General features: G+C 59.4%; 16 protein-coding genes. 11 read left to right on the top strand and 5 right to left on the bottom strand.

The window, feature by feature from the left end; translation table 11 throughout:
- The first annotated feature begins 44 nt into the window (after positions 1-44).
- The 4 genes from ATI02_RS20620 to ATI02_RS20605 all read left to right on the top strand — a co-directional run bounded on the left by ATI02_RS20620 (position 45) and on the right by ATI02_RS20605 (position 5,540).
- The gene (locus tag ATI02_RS20620; RefSeq protein WP_095189293.1) at positions 45-917 is read left to right on the top strand and encodes an oxygenase MpaB family protein; all 873 of its coding nucleotides are present in this window, start codon (positions 45-47) and stop codon (positions 915-917) included.
- A 139-nt stretch (positions 918-1,056) separates the two neighbouring features.
- Complete coding sequence (locus ATI02_RS20615; RefSeq protein ID WP_100847193.1) at positions 1,057-2,073, top strand: class I SAM-dependent rRNA methyltransferase; 1,017 nt, start codon at positions 1,057-1,059, stop codon at positions 2,071-2,073.
- A gap of 219 nt (positions 2,074-2,292) precedes the next feature.
- Entirely contained in the window at positions 2,293-5,244 is a 2,952-nt protein-coding gene (locus tag ATI02_RS20610; protein ID WP_100847192.1) for a DUF748 domain-containing protein, read from the top strand.
- On the top strand, positions 5,244-5,540 hold the full coding sequence (locus tag ATI02_RS20605) for a DUF2845 domain-containing protein (protein ID WP_100847191.1): 297 nt from the start codon (positions 5,244-5,246) through the stop codon (positions 5,538-5,540). Before ATI02_RS20610 ends, ATI02_RS20605 begins: the two co-directional genes overlap by 1 nt.
- 285 nt (positions 5,541-5,825) lie before the next feature.
- Here the strand turns inward: ATI02_RS20605 and ATI02_RS20600 are convergent, their stop codons facing one another.
- Both ATI02_RS20600 and ATI02_RS20595 read right to left on the bottom strand, forming a co-directional pair.
- Positions 5,826-6,182, bottom strand: a complete 357-nt coding sequence (locus ATI02_RS20600; protein ID WP_095189297.1) for a BON domain-containing protein — start codon at positions 6,180-6,182, stop codon at positions 5,826-5,828.
- A 296-nt stretch (positions 6,183-6,478) separates the two neighbouring features.
- Positions 6,479-6,910, bottom strand: coding sequence for a pilin (locus tag ATI02_RS20595; protein ID WP_095189298.1), 432 nt, complete (start codon positions 6,908-6,910; stop codon positions 6,479-6,481).
- Between the two features lie 225 nt (positions 6,911-7,135).
- Between ATI02_RS20595 and pilB the strand changes: the two genes are divergently transcribed.
- From pilB to yacG, 5 genes are read left to right on the top strand one after another with little or no spacing between them, the layout of a single operon-like run.
- Positions 7,136-8,836, top strand: coding sequence for a type IV-A pilus assembly ATPase PilB (gene pilB, locus ATI02_RS20590; RefSeq protein WP_100847190.1), 1,701 nt, complete (start codon positions 7,136-7,138; stop codon positions 8,834-8,836).
- 2 nt (positions 8,837-8,838) lie between these two features.
- Positions 8,839-10,056: a type II secretion system F family protein gene (locus ATI02_RS20585; protein WP_095189300.1), complete on the top strand. Its 1,218-nt coding sequence runs from the start codon at positions 8,839-8,841 to the stop codon at positions 10,054-10,056.
- Between the two features lies 1 nt (position 10,057).
- A complete protein-coding gene (locus ATI02_RS20580; RefSeq protein ID WP_095189301.1) occupies positions 10,058-10,930 on the top strand; it encodes a prepilin peptidase in 873 nt (290 codons plus the stop codon).
- Positions 10,927-11,550, top strand: coding sequence for a dephospho-CoA kinase (gene coaE, locus ATI02_RS20575; RefSeq protein WP_095189302.1), 624 nt, complete (start codon positions 10,927-10,929; stop codon positions 11,548-11,550). The genes ATI02_RS20580 and coaE overlap by 4 nt, the downstream gene beginning before the upstream one ends.
- A complete protein-coding gene (yacG, locus tag ATI02_RS20570; RefSeq protein WP_016773149.1) occupies positions 11,547-11,747 on the top strand; it encodes a DNA gyrase inhibitor YacG in 201 nt (66 codons plus the stop codon). Before coaE ends, yacG begins: the two co-directional genes overlap by 4 nt.
- A 6-nt stretch (positions 11,748-11,753) precedes the next feature.
- On the opposite strand, the gene ATI02_RS20565 is transcribed toward yacG, so the two are convergent.
- The 3 genes from ATI02_RS20565 to ATI02_RS20555 form a co-directional block, all read right to left on the bottom strand.
- Positions 11,754-11,969, bottom strand: coding sequence for a hypothetical protein (locus ATI02_RS20565; protein WP_007959584.1), 216 nt, complete (start codon positions 11,967-11,969; stop codon positions 11,754-11,756).
- 65 nt (positions 11,970-12,034) lie between these two features.
- The gene (locus tag ATI02_RS20560) at positions 12,035-12,724 is read right to left on the bottom strand and encodes an energy-coupling factor ABC transporter permease (RefSeq protein WP_095189303.1); all 690 of its coding nucleotides are present in this window, start codon (positions 12,722-12,724) and stop codon (positions 12,035-12,037) included.
- Entirely contained in the window at positions 12,721-13,188 is a 468-nt protein-coding gene (locus ATI02_RS20555) for an FAD/FMN-containing dehydrogenase (protein ID WP_095189304.1), read from the bottom strand. The genes ATI02_RS20560 and ATI02_RS20555 overlap by 4 nt, the downstream gene beginning before the upstream one ends.
- 130 nt (positions 13,189-13,318) lie before the next feature.
- Here ATI02_RS20555 and ATI02_RS20550 point away from each other — a divergent pair, with 130 nt between their 5' ends.
- Positions 13,319-13,945, top strand: coding sequence for a DUF1780 domain-containing protein (locus ATI02_RS20550; protein ID WP_095189305.1), 627 nt, complete (start codon positions 13,319-13,321; stop codon positions 13,943-13,945).
- Positions 13,942-14,469 carry an MOSC domain-containing protein gene (locus ATI02_RS20545; RefSeq protein ID WP_100847189.1) on the top strand — a complete coding sequence of 176 codons (528 nt, stop codon included), beginning with the start codon at positions 13,942-13,944 and terminating at the stop codon, positions 14,467-14,469. The genes ATI02_RS20550 and ATI02_RS20545 overlap by 4 nt, the downstream gene beginning before the upstream one ends.
- Positions 14,470-14,475 lie beyond the last annotated feature (6 nt).

Raw genomic sequence — 14,475 nt, 5'->3', positions numbered from 1 at the left:
GGCGCGGTCAACCGGTCGCGCCCGCCCTTCATCACTGAGTGGTCATGGAATTCATCCGCAGCCGTATCGAAACCCAACTCATGAGCCTGACCGGACTGTCCCTCGGTCAGCTCGACCTGGAAAACCCCAAGGGCGATCCCGGTCTGTTCGGCCCGGACTCCGTCAGTTGGCAGGTGCACGGTGACTTCAGCAGCATGTTGATCGGCGGCATCAGTGCGCTGTTGCTGCAAGCACTGCATCCGCTGGCGCTGGCCGGGGTCTGGGATCACTCGAACTTTCGTCAGGACATGCTTGGGCGTCTGCGCCGCACCAGCCAGTTTGTGTCCGGCACTACCTTCGGTTCGCGGCGGGATGCCGACTGGCTGATCGAGAAAGTGCGCACCATTCACCTGCAAGTAGTCGGCACCGCGCCGGATGGTCGGCCCTATGCGGCCAGTGATCCTGATTTGCTGACGTGGGTGCATGTGGCGGAAGTCAGCAACTTCCTCGCCGCGCATTTGCGTTACCGCAATCCGCAGTTGTCGCTGGCGGATCAGGATCGTTATTACGCGGAAATCGCCTTGGTCGCCGAACGCTTGGGCGCCCGCGACGTACCGAAGTCACGGCAAGCTGTGGCGGATTATCTGCAACGCATGCGCCCGCAGTTGCTGTGCGATGAACGCAGCCGTGAAGTCCTGCGCCTGCTGCTCGACGCGCCAGCCCCCAGCCTGTTGGCGCGGCCCTTTGGCGATCTGATGATGAAGGCCGGTATCGACCTGTTGCCGGACTGGGCCAGCGACATGCTCGATGTGCGGCAGAGTTCGCTGCAACGGCAACTGATCCGCGCCAGCGTCAGGCGCAGCGCGCCGATGCTGCGTTGGGCGATGCGTAATGGCTCGGTGCAGAGAGCCAAACGTCGTATGGGCCTGCCGACCTGAAAAGCTTCGCGAGCAAGCCCGCTCCCACATTTGAAATGCATTCCCATGTGGGAGCGAGCCTGCTCGCGAAGGCCGCAACTCGATTGTCCGCCAAGCTGCTAAACTCCCGCGCCCCAATTCTCACCAGCAAGGCGCACGCATGTCTTCCTTGAATCAGGCGCTGCGCGCCGCCCTCGACCAACGCCACGATTTGCTCGCTGAGCTGCACAGCCAGGGCACCGATTGCTATCGCCTGTTCCACGGCAGCCAGGAAGGCGCCGGCGGCCTGACCATCGACCGCTACGGCCCGCAATTGCTGGTGCAGAGCTTTCACCAGACGCCGGAGCGTGACGATCTGTTGCAACTGCACGCCATGGTCAATCAGGCCCTCGGCTTCGAAACCCTGCTGGTTTATAACGACCGCTCCCGGGGCAACTCGCGTATTGATCGCGAAGACAGCGTCTATAAAGCCGAGGACGCCGCGCTGGCTGATCTGGTCGGGCACGAATGGGGGCTCAATTACCGCGTGCGCGGACGCCATGCCGGGCAGGATCCACTGCTTTTCCTCGACCTGCGCAACACCCGCGGCTGGGTCAAGGATCACGCCAAAGGCAAAAGCGTGCTCAACCTGTTCGCCTACACCTGCGGCGTTGGCCTGAGTGCTGCGGCCGGTGGTGCGCGTGAGGTGTGCAATCTGGACTTCGCCGAAGGCAACCTCGCGGTCGGTCGCGAAAACGGCCAGCTCAATCCGCAATTGCCCGAGATGGAATTTATCCAGTCCGATTACTTCCCGGCCATCCGCCAGCTCGCCGGCCTGCCGATCAGCCAGCGGCGCGGGCAGAAGCTGCCGAGCTACCAGCGCCTGGAACAACGCCAATACGATCTGGTGCTGCTCGATCCACCGGCCTGGGCCAAAAGCGCGTTCGGCACCGTCGACCTGCTGCGCGATTATCAAAGCCTGCTCAAACCGGCACTGCTGACCACCGCCGACAATGGTGTGCTGATCTGCTGCAACAATCTGGCGAAGGTCAGCATGGACGACTGGCGTGAGCAAGTGTTGCGCTGCGCCGAGAAGGCCGGCCGTCCGGTGCGCGAATGGAGCGTGATGACGCCGGGTGCGGATTTCCCGTCGATGGACCAACAGCCGCCGCTGAAAACCCTGATCCTGCAGCTCTGAACCGCTCGCGCGGCTGACAACTATCTAATGTGGGAGCAGCCTGCTCGCGAAAGCGGTGTATCAGCCAACAAGTAGAGCGACTGATATGACGCCTTCGCGAGCAGGCTCGCTCCCACATGGAATTTGTTCCTACAGAAGAATCTGAACAATCCTGTGCCACGCCAAGTACTTCGGAACCGGAAACGCATGCCATACTCCAAGGCACTCCGATTCAGACAGATGAAGCCGCACATGCCCAAAGGATTGATTCGCGCGATTGGCGCCCTGTTGACCGCTCTGGCCCTCTACAGCTTGCTGGGGTTTCTGATTTTGCCGGGCATCGCCCTGCGTATTGCCAACCAGCAACTGGCCAATTACGCGACGGTGCCTGCGCACCTCCAGCGCATCGAGCTCAATCCGTTCAGCCTTGAGGTCACCCTGTGGGGCCTGGTCATCGGCGAACCAGGCAAAGAGCAGGTCGGTTTCGAACGCCTCTACGCCAACCTGCAACTCGACAGCCTGTGGACCAAAGCGCTGCACCTGTCCGATATCGAGCTGGAAAAATCCAAGACCGAAATCCTCTTCGGCAAAGACGGCAAGCTCAACCTGCTCGGCCTGTTCAAACTGCCGGCCAGTGAACCGACCCCGGCCGACCCGAATGCCAAGCCATTCCCGCTGCGCATCGACCGCATCAAACTGGCGGATGGCACCCTGCATTTCGAGGATGCGCGCCCTAGCGAGCCGATCGAATTCCTCTACGACAAACTCGACTTCGAACTGAAAAACCTCAGCACCCTGCCCGAAGACAGCGCCGACATGACATTGGTCGCCGTCGGCCCGGCCGGTGGGCAGATCGACTGGAAAGGCAACTTCAGCCTGATCCCGATTGCCTCCGAAGGGACGTTGAAAATCACCGACGGCCAGATGAAATCCTTCTGGCCCTATGTGCGTGACGCGGTGCCATTGGTGCTGGAAAACGGCGTGGTCAGCCTCAGCACCGAGTACAAACTCAATCTGTCGAAAGAAACCGAACTGCTGTTGAACAACGTCGCGGTCAGCATCGCGCCGTTCGCCATCAAGGCACCGGACGGGCGCCCGTTGGCGAAACTCGAACGCCTCGACATCAGCGACACCACCGTGGACCTGGCCAAGCAGCAAGTGGTGGTCGGCAAGATCCGCAGCAACAAACTGGAAACCTGGGCAGCGCTCGAAGCCGACGGCCAACTGGACTGGCAGAAACTGTTCGCCAGCCAACCGTCGAAACCCGCCGCCAAAGCCGCCGCCGAGCCGGCAAGTACGCCGGCCGCGGCCGATTCACCGAAAGCTGAACCCACCGCGCCAAGCAAGCCGTGGCAAGTGCTGCTCAAAGATGTGCAGTTGCGCAACTACCAGGTGCATCTGGCTGACCGTTCGGCCAATCCGCCGGTGGCACTGGATGTCGGCCCGCTGAACGCTGACTTGCAGGATTTCGACAGCCTCAACGGCTCGCCCTTCAAGGTCAAACTCGATTCGGGGCTAGGCAAGCAAGGCAAGATCATGGCCGACGGCGTGGTCAATCTCGCGCCGGTCACCGCCCAACTCAACGTGAAAACCCAGGACATCGACCTGCGTGTCGCGCAGTCCTACATCAATCCGTTCATTCGTCTCGAACTGCGCAGCGGCATGCTCGGCAGTGACCTCAAGGTCAATCTCAAGAGCACCGATCCGCTGGCGCTCAGCGTGACAGGCCGGGCTCAGGTCGATCAACTGCACACCCTCGACACCCTGAAAACCCGCGACTTCCTCAAGTGGCAGCAAGTGGTGGTGGAAGGCCTGAACTATCAGCACGGCGACAGCCTGTCGATCGACAAGGTCAACCTGTTCCAGCCGTATGTGCGCTTCATGATCAACGATGACCGCACTACCAACATCGACGATCTGCTGATCCCGCAGCCAGCCGACAGCGGCACAAAACCGGCTGCCGCCAAACCGGTCAGCAAAGACAAACCGCTGGGCATTCACATCGGCGGCATCGCCATTAATGACGGTTCAGCCAACTTCGCTGACTTCAGCCTGACACCGAACTTCGCCACCGCCGTTCAGCAACTCAATGGCCAGATCGGCACCATCGACAGTCGTCAGGTGAAACCGGCCACTGTCGATATCAAAGGCAAGGTTGATCGCTATGCGCCAGTGACCATCAAGGGCGCGGTCAATCCGTTCGACCCGATGGCCAGCCTCGATATCACTACCAGTTTCAAACGTGTCGAGCTGACCACGCTGACGCCCTATTCCGGAAAATTCGCCGGTTACCGCATCCGCAAGGGCCGGCTCAACCTCGACCTGCATTACCTGATCACCAAAGGCCAGTTGAAAGCCGAGAACAAAGTGGTGGTCGAGCAACTGCAACTGGGCGAAAAAGTCGACAGCCCGGATGCCGTGAGCCTGCCGCTGAAACTGGCGATTGCCTTGCTCAAGGACGTCGACGGCAAGATCTCCATCGAACTGCCGGTCACGGGCGACTTGAACAACCCACAGTTCAGCGTGATGCCGATTGTCTGGCAGACCCTGCGCAACCTGATCGTCAAAGCCGCCGCTGCGCCATTCAAGCTGATTGGCGGGCTGGTCAGCGGCGGTGGTTCGCAAGACCTCGGCACGGTGTCGTTTGCTCCCGGCTCCAGCGAGCTGAACAAAGAGGCCGAAGCCGCGCTGGTCAAGCTGTCTCAAGCGCTCAAGGAGCGCCCGGCCCTGCGCCTGGAAATCGAAGGCACGGCCGCGAAAAGCAGCGATGGCCCACTGCTCGCCGAACAGCGTCTGGAACGTGAATACCAGTACAACTACTACAAAATGCTCCAGCGTCGCGGTGACAAGGTTCCTGCGCAGGCCTCCTTGATTCAGGTACCGGACGGCGAAAAAGGTCCACTGCTTGAAGGCATCTATCGCACTCGTTTGAAAACCCAGCCACCGGCCGAATGGAAGGACCTGGGCAAGGAAGAGCGCACCGCGAAGCTACGCGCCGGCGTGATCAGTTTCTGGAGCGGCAGCGATGTGTTGCTGCGTCAGTTGGGTCAGGATCGCGCCAGCAGCATCAAGGATTATCTGGTGGACAAGGGCCAGTTGGCAGACGACCGCGTGTACTTCATCGACGCCAATCTGGGTGAAGCCGAGAGCGACGGCCGAGTGGTCACGCAAATGCATCTGGATGCCGAGTGATGAAGCGCAAATGGCTGGCCGCGATGGCGCTGACACTCGCGGCCGGCGCTGCTTCGGCGTCCGATACGCTGCGCTGCGGCAGCCAACTGATCAGCATTGGCGACCGCTCAAGCGAAGTGCTGCAAAAGTGCGGTGAGCCGGTCAGCCGCGATGTGCTGGGCTACAAGCGCAGCGCCAATCGCCGCGAAGAATTTCAGGTCGAAGAATGGACCTACGGCCCGAGCAACGGCATGTACCAATACCTGCGCTTTGAAGGCAATCGCCTGCGCCAGATCAACAGCAAACGCGGCAACTAAACCCACTCACTATCCCATGTGGGAGCGGGCTTGCTCGCGAAGGCGTCAGGTCCGTCACGACGAATTTGACTGACCTGACGCCTTCGCGAGCAAGCCCGCTCCCACAATTGTTTTGTGGTGCCATTTAATTCTCTCGTCCCTGAAATAAAACAGGCCCCGACACAAGTGCCGGGGCCCGTAATGGTCACCTCCGTGTGACCGTTCGCATGAACTCTAAAGTTGCGGCAGACGTATTGCTCGGCCCGTCTGTCGCGCCTTCTCCCGGTCCAGGCGAGAAGTCATGCCTTACTCGGCTTTCAGGCCGTCAGCGGAGACCGCTTTGACGCCTTTGATTTTCTTGGCGATTGCCACAGCAACGTCTTTCTGCGATTCGGTTACTGCAGCAGTCGACGACAGCGACACAACGCCTTTGTTGGTTTCAACTTTGATGTCAGTACCTGGGATGCCTTTTTCGGTGACCAGATCAGCTTTGACCTTGGTGGTGATCCAGGTGTCGGAAGTAGCTTCTTTTGCCTGAGTCACTTCACCGGCAGCCAGAGTCATTGGTGCCTGGGTAGCCTGGGTGGATTGTGCAAATGCACCGGAAGCCATGGTCAGGGTCAGCGCGGTAGCAGCAGCGGCAGTGATAGCGAACTTCTTCATACGAGTAACTCCTGTTTTTCTGGAAAGTCTGCTGGATGTCTTGTCAGCAGGGTTACTGGATACATTGCGAACGCTGTGCCAACTTTTCAATCGACACAAAAACCATATAAATCAACAGGTTACAAATAATGCAAAATTCCGGATTCATGCAAATTGCATGACCGGGGAAATATTCACATGCAAGTTGCGGTTTTTCGGAAAGTTCCTAAGGTGCTGAAATTATTGAAGCTTTTGAGAACCACTGCGCAATGAAAAATGCCCCGCAGTGCGGGGCATTCATCAGACATTGCCTGACATTACGTACCGGTGGCAGTGCAGCCTTTTGGCGAGTAATCCGGAGCCACTGTGGTACCACAGCTCCAAACGCCTGCGCCCGTGCCGGAGGAACGAGTCAGCGTAATGGTTTTGCCCAACACTGGCGCTGGAGCATTGGCGATCGTACAAACAATGGTTCCCGCGCCATCAGCGGCCGTACCTGAAGCCGTCAACGCACAATTTGAAGTGGTCGTGACCGTATCACCCTTCACGATGGCAAGCGTAGGGTTTGTCCCTTGATTGATGGTGTCCTCGAACGGCACTTTCAGCGCACTGATTTCCGCCAGCCCCGCCGTCACCTTGGACCGAGCCTGATACTTGGAATACTGCGGCAGGGCGATAGTCGCCAGAATCCCGATAATCGCCACAACGATCAGCAGCTCGATCAGAGTGAAACCTTGTTGTTTTGTCATAGACACGCTCCATGCATGAGTCGAAATCTCATGATCTGAGATGGACTCAGCATAGCCCATGCCAACAAGGTCAACGCCGCGAAGACTGAGTGCGCCCCTGACCCGCGCAGTTTCCTACAACCCGCAACCGCACTATCTGACACTTTTTGTCACCTGCACCGAGCGTGTTTGGCGCTGTCACTTGTCTAGGCTATAAGTCATGAACGGCAAGCGTGCGGAATCCCCATGAATGACATCGCTCTGAGCGGTCTGGCCAAGCAATTGGTGCAGGCCGAACTGCTCACGGAAAAAAGCGCCCAGCAGGCTTGGCAACAGGCCCAGCGCAATCGTCTGTCGCTGGTCAGTTATCTGGTGCAGAACAAACTGGTAAAGAGCGCGCAGGTCGCCGAGATTGCCTCCGAGCACTTCGGCATGGCGTTCCTCGACCTTAATTGCCTGGACAAGGAAACCCAGCCTAAAGGCCTGGTCAGTGAAAAACTGGTGCGCCAGCACCACGCCCTGCCCTTGTGGCGGCGCGGCAACAAACTGTTCGTGGGCATTTCCGACCCGAGCAATCATCAAGCGATCAACGACATCCAGTTCAGCACCGGGTTGAACACCGAAGCCATCCTGGTGGAGGACGACAAGCTCAGCGACGCGATCGAAAAATTCTTCGACACCCACGCCAGCGGTCTCGAAGACATGGCCGACGTCGATCTCGACGGCCTCGATGTCGAATCGATCGACGACAGCAAGCAGGACGCCATCGGCGTCATCGATGCCGACGATGCGCCGGTGGTGCGTTTCGTTCACAAGATGCTGCTCGATGCGATCAAGAGCGGCTCCTCCGACCTGCATTTCGAACCCTACGAAAAGAACTACCGCGTGCGGGTGCGCACCGACGGCATCCTGCGTGAGGTGGCCAAGCCGCCGATTCAACTGGCCGGGCGCATCGCCGCACGATTGAAAGTCATGGCCAGCCTCGACATCTCGGAACGGCGCAAACCGCAGGACGGGCGGATCAAGATGCGCCTGTCGAAGAGCAAGTCGATCGATTTCCGGGTCAACACCCTGCCGACCCTGTGGGGCGAAAAAGTAGTGATCCGGATCCTCGACCCCTCCAGCGCACAAATGGGCATCGATGCGCTTGGCTACGAGCCGGCGCAGAAAGACCTGTACATGGCCGCGCTCAAGCAGCCACAGGGAATGATTCTGGTCACCGGCCCCACCGGCTCGGGCAAAACCGTGTCGCTGTACACCGGGCTGAATATCCTCAACACCGTCGACATCAATATCTCCACCGCTGAAGACCCGGTGGAGATTAACATGGAAGGCATCAATCAGGTCAACGTCAACCCCAGGCAGGGGCTCGACTTTGCCCAGGCCTTGCGCTCGTTTCTGCGTCAGGATCCGGACGTGATCATGGTCGGCGAGATCCGCGATCTGGAAACCGCCGAGATCGCGATAAAGGCTGCGCAGACCGGCCACCTCGTATTGTCCACACTGCACACCAACAGCGCCGCCGAAACCCTGACCCGCCTGCACAACATGGGCATCCCCGGCTTCAACATCGCCACCTCTGTCAGCCTGATCATCGCCCAGCGGCTGGCGCGCAAGTTGTGCAGCCACTGCAAGAAACCCATCGAGATTCCTCGTGAGACCTTGCTCAAGGAAGGCTTCCCCGAGGAACGCATCGGCCATTTCACGATCTACGAGCCGGTCGGTTGCGATCACTGCAACGGCGGTTACAAGGGGCGCGTGGGGATTTATGAAGTGGTGAAGAACACACCGGACCTGCAACGGCTGATCATGGCCAAAGGCAACTCGCTGGAAATCGATATTCAGATGCGTCGCGACGGCTTCGACGATTTACGCACCTCGGGGCTGCACAAGGCCATGCAGGGCATCACCAGCCTGGAAGAAATCAACCGGGTCACCAAGGACTGAACATGGCGGTCAAGGCAGCGAAAATCAGCGTTTACGCCTGGGAAGGCACGGACAAGAAAGGCAGCAAACTCAGCGGTGAGTTGAGCGGGCAGAATCCGGCACTGATCAAGGCTCAACTACGCAAACAAGGGATCAATCCGGGCAAGGTGCGCAAGAAATCGGTATCGATACTGAGTTTCGGCAAACGCATCAAGGCTCAGGACATCGCCCTGTTCACCCGGCAAATGGCAACCATGATGAAGGCCGGCGTACCGCTGCTGCAGTCGTTCGACATCATTGGCGAGGGCTTCGACAACCCGGCCATGCGCAAACTGGTAGACGAGGTGAAACAAGAAGTCGCGGCCGGGAACAGTTTCGCCAACGCCCTGCGCAAAAAGCCGCAGTACTTCGACGAGTTGTATTGCAACCTGGTAGATGCCGGTGAGCAGTCCGGCGCCCTTGATACGTTGCTGGAGCGGGTCGCAACCTACAAGGAAAAAAGTGAACGCCTCAAGGCCAAGATCAAGAAAGCCATGACCTACCCCACCGCCGTGGTGCTGGTGGCGGCGGTGGTGACTGGGATTTTGCTGGTCAAAGTGGTGCCGCAGTTCCAGTCGGTTTTTTCCGGCTTCGGCGCCGAACTGCCAGCGTTCACCCTGATGGTGATCAGCCTCTCGGAATTCATGCAGCAATGGTGGTGGGCGATACTGAGCGTATTGGTAGCGACAATTTTCGGCACCCGTCATGCGCTGAAAACCTCCCAGGCCTTGCGTGACCGCAAAGACACCTGGCTGCTGAAACTGCCCTTGGTCGGCACGTTGATATACAAGTCCGCTGTCGCACGTTTTGCTCGAACCCTGTCGACTACATTTGCCGCGGGTGTACCGCTGGTGGAAGCCCTCGACTCGGTGGCCGGCGCCACCGGCAACGTGGTGTTCAAGCGTGCGGTGCTGCGTATACGCCAAGACGTCTCCACCGGCATGCAGCTGAATTTTTCAATGCGCAGCACCGGCGTCTTTCCGAATATGGCGGTGCAGATGACAGCGATCGGCGAGGAGTCCGGGGCACTGGACGAGATGCTCGACAAGGTCGCGGGGTTTTACGAGGAGGAAGTCGATAACATGGTCGACAACCTCACCAGCCTGATGGAACCGTTCATCATGGTGGTGCTCGGGGTCATTGTCGGCGGGCTGGTAGTGGCCATGTACCTGCCGATCTTCCAACTTGGCTCAGCGATCTGACATGCCTATCGACCAACTTCTCAGTCTGTATCCGCTGGCCTTTGTCCTCACCGCCCTGCTGCTCGGGCTGGTGGTGGGCAGCTTTCTCAATGTGCTGATCTGGCGTTTGCCGAAAATGCTCGAGCGCGATTGGCGCCAACAGGCCCATGACGTCTTGGGCTTGCCGATCGATACGCCGCAGCCGACCTACAACCTGATGCTGCCGCATTCCGAGTGCCCACACTGCCAGCACCGGATTCGCGCATGGGAGAACATCCCGCTGCTCAGTTATCTGCTACTGCGCGGACGCTGCTCGGCGTGCGCTGCGCCGATCAGCAAACGTTATCCCCTGACCGAACTGGCCTGCGGCCTGCTCTCGGCGTTCATCGCCTGGTATTTGGGCTTCGGGTGGCCGGCCTGTGTGTTGATCTTCCTCACGTGGGGCTTGCTGGCGATGAGTCTGATCGACACCGAGCATCAGTTGCTGCCCGATGTACTGGTGCTGCCGCTGTTGTGGTTGGGGTTGATCGTCAACAGTTTCGGCCTGTTCACGTCCCTGCATAATGCACTATGGGGTGCGGTGGCCGGGTATCTGGCGCTGTGGTCGGTGTTTTGGCTGTTCAAACTTTTGACCGGTAAAGACGGCATCGGCCACGGTGATTTCAAGCTGCTGGCGCTGCTCGGCGCCTGGGGTGGCTGGCAGATTCTGCCGCTGACCATCCTGCTGTCATCGCTGGTTGGCGCCATTGTCGGGGTGATTTTGCTGCGCCTGCGTGAGCAGAACACCTCAACACCAATCCCCTTCGGCCCGTATCTGGCAATTGCCGGCTGGATTGCCTTGCTCTGGGGTGGTCAAATAACCGACTTCTATTGGCAGTTTGTCGGTTTGAAATGAATACCCCTGTGGAAAAACCCTGGATTCTCGGCCTGACCGGTGGCATCGGCAGCGGCAAAAGCGCGGCGGCCCAGCACTTTATCGACCTCGGCATCCATGTGGTCGACGCCGATCATGCGGCGCGCTGGGTGGTCGAACCGGGACGTCCGGCGTTGGCGAAGATTGCCGAACACTTCGGCGCTGGCGTGTTACAAGCGCACGGAACGCTGGATCGCGCGGCCCTGCGCAAACTGATCTTTGAAGTGCCGGAGCAGCGCCGCTGGCTCGAAGCCCTGCTGCATCCGTTGATCGCCGAGGAAATCGCCCATCATCTGGCGCAGGCAAAATCGCCTTACGCGATTCTCGTTTCACCGCTGCTGATCGAATCCGGGCAATACGCGATGACCCAGCGGATTCTGGTGATCGACGCCCCGCAACAACTGCAGATCGAACGCACCTTGCAACGTGATCAGACCAGCGAACAGCAGGTTCAGGCGATCCTCAAGGCTCAGTCCAGCCGCGAAGATCGTGTGAGCCGTGCCGACGACGTGGTGGTCAACGACCGCGACCTCGCCTGGTTGCACAGTGAGGTCGAGCGCTTGCATGACTTTTACCTGACTTTAAGTGGAGGCCAATCATGAGCCAGATCCCAACCGTTGAATGCCCGACCTGCGGCGCCCCCGTGGAATTCACACCGGCGAACAAGTTTCGGCCGTTCTGCTCCGATCGCTGCAAACTCATCGACCTCGGCGCCTGGGCTTCCGAAGAACACAAGATTCCGGTCGCCCCGGATGCCGAAGATGAACTGTTTTCCGGCGATTTCGACCCGCGTCACTGATCCCGCTCAAGGACGCATGAAGCCGTAGTCCTGATCGTCGTCGAGGTTTTCCGCCAGAAAGCGCAACTCGTCGGCCAGGTCTTCGGCATTGCGCACCGCCTTGCTCTGTTGCACCACCGCACTGAGCAGGGCGCGCAGGCTCAAGCCCGGATCGAACCCCACCTCCTGCGCCATCTCCAGACTCTGCCGGGTTTCCTGCCGCGCCCACTCGTAAACACTCATGCTGCTGCTCCTGAAGGGATTTGCGCGAGCATGAAATGGCCCGCCCGTGACGGGTTTGATATGGATCAAGACTTGGGATCGTCGTCCTTCCACGGCGCCGAAAGGTAGCGCGTGCGATTGAAGGTCTCCAGCCATTCCGGACTGAATACAACCAGCGCACTGATCACCATGCCGTTGATGAATGCTTCGGGAAAAATGATCAGCCACAGGTAACCGATGAAGTCTTCCAGCCATTCAGGCAAGGCGAAGAGGCCGTCGTACCAGAGCAGCGTCAGACTCAACAAAAGGCACAGTAACGCCGACAACGCCGCCGCGAGAAACCCCGAACAGAAGATATACACAAACGGATTGCGCGGCTGCGCACGCTCGACGAGGATCGCCACGCACTCGGTGATCAGCACCGGTAGCAAAATGAACAAGGCGCCGTTGACCCCGAACGCCGCGAGATCCTGACGCCCGAGCAGCAACAGGCCGACCTGCGCCACCAGGCCGCCGACTATCGCCAGTGGCCAGTCCAGCAGCAACGTCACCGCCGTCATGCCGATGAAGTGATAAGACACTCCGGTGTCAAAATCCCTGCGCACCAGCCACAACAGAAACAACGCGAACACCGTGCCGAACAGCAAGTGCTGGCGGCGGTTGTCACTGAACAATTCGACCCACGGTGCGCGAAAGATCGCCCAGAGCAGCACAGGCAAATAGATCAGCCAGCCCAGCACCTGGCTTGCAGTCGACAGCACCTCGGCACCGATCATGGCCGCGCCTTCTCCAGCGCCTCGCGCAACTGGGCAGCGTTGGCGTACTCATGTTGCTCGAGCAGCCGGCCGTCCTTGAGCTGTATCCACAACACCTGGCCCTCTGCGCCGGGATATCGCGAAGCGACCCGGCCCTCGCGGTCGAGCATGACCCGGTAGCTGTAATCACGCATGGCGGGCACGGCGAACATCTTGGCAATCAGCGCCGGCATACGCTGGATGTCCGCAACGAACACCGCGTGGCGCGCCTCCAGATAGCCCTTGGGCTGATCCTTCAAGGCTTCCTTGATCAGTTTGGCGCCATCCATGTCCCGCGCCACCAGCAGCGTCGTGGTGCTGTTGTCGAGCGTGTAGGCCTGATCGTACTGATCAAGCAACGTCCAAGGGGCGAGCCGTTCGCCATTTTCCAGGGCGTGAGCCCAGAGCGGTACAAGAACAAATACCAGCAACCAGCGAAATTTCACAATAAGTCACCTCGGTTTGACGGCATGATTCAGTTCCACTGAGTCTACACCGCCGTTCTTGACTGCCTACTGACGCACTTTGCCACGCAAGGCTTTCTGCTTGTCGCAATTGAACGCTAAGCTTGGGCCTATGGATGACTCCGATTATTTACGCCTGCTGACCATTGCGGCCGAGCAAGCCAACGCGTTCCTGTCCAATGCCCGCAAATGGGAGCGTGAGCGTTGGGTCTGCCAGCGCCTGCTGCAAGGCCTGAACATTCCCTACCGGGCCGATGAATTTGCGCCTGCCGGCGAGCCGCCGGATGTGCTGTTTCGTGATGCCAATTTCGAAGTGTTCTTCGTTCTCGACGAAGGCCGCCGACTCAACGACGAATGGCGCGATGAATTGAAGCGGCGGCGCAGTGCGTTCTCCCTCAGCCAACTGGTGCGCCGCGAAGCCAAGCCGCGCCGGATTCCGGCCAATGAGTTCCTGCTCAGACTGGCGCCGACCTTGCGCAAGAAAGCCCACAACTACAAGGAACGCGGCATGGATCTGGGCGAACTGGACATCATCGCCTTCGCCAGCCTCAAGCGCGAAGTGCTGGATCTGAACAGCCACTTTCCGCCACCCACCGAATACTTGCGCCAGGGCTGGCGCTCGCTGTCCCTCGTCGGCCCGACATTCGCCCGTGTACTATTTGCTCACCCCGATGCACCGGACTTTCTGCGCAGCAACCTGGGCCGCAGCATCGTTTTCGACGTAGGGATCAGCCTGTGACACCACTTCAACAATTGATCGCCGATGTGCCACAAAACGGACGAGTGCGCTGGATAGGCGTGCGCCCCGAATCCCGTGGGCCAATGCTCGAACTCGATGCCGTGGAGGCAAGACTGGAAGCCGGACTGACCGGCGATCACGCCCGCCCCGGGGTGCGTAACGCGCGACAGGTGACGCTGATTCAGTGGGAGCATCTCGCCGTGATCAGCGCCTTGATGGGACGCCCGCACGATCAACCGGTCAAGCCTGAAGATCTGCGGCGCAATCTCGTTATTAGCGGCATCAACCTGTTCAGCCTCAAGGGCCGGCGCTTTCGCATCGGTCAGGCGATTTTCGAGACAACCGGCTGGTGTCAGCCTTGTGCCCGCCTGCAAAACAACCTCGGCCCTGGCACTTTTCAAGCGGTGCGCGGGCATGGCGGAATCACCGCGCGGGTGTTACAAAGCGGGATCATTCGCCTCGATGATAGCCTGTCTGTCGAACCGGTTCCGGACAGCGGCTATGCTGCGTTCAACCCCGGTTGAAAACCG

The sequence above is a fragment of the Pseudomonas baetica genome, from assembly GCF_002813455.1.
Classification (GTDB): Bacteria; Pseudomonadota; Gammaproteobacteria; order Pseudomonadales; family Pseudomonadaceae; genus Aquipseudomonas; species Aquipseudomonas baetica.
Note: the sequence above shows the minus strand (reverse complement) of the source record. Positions and strands in the feature narration are given on the sequence as shown.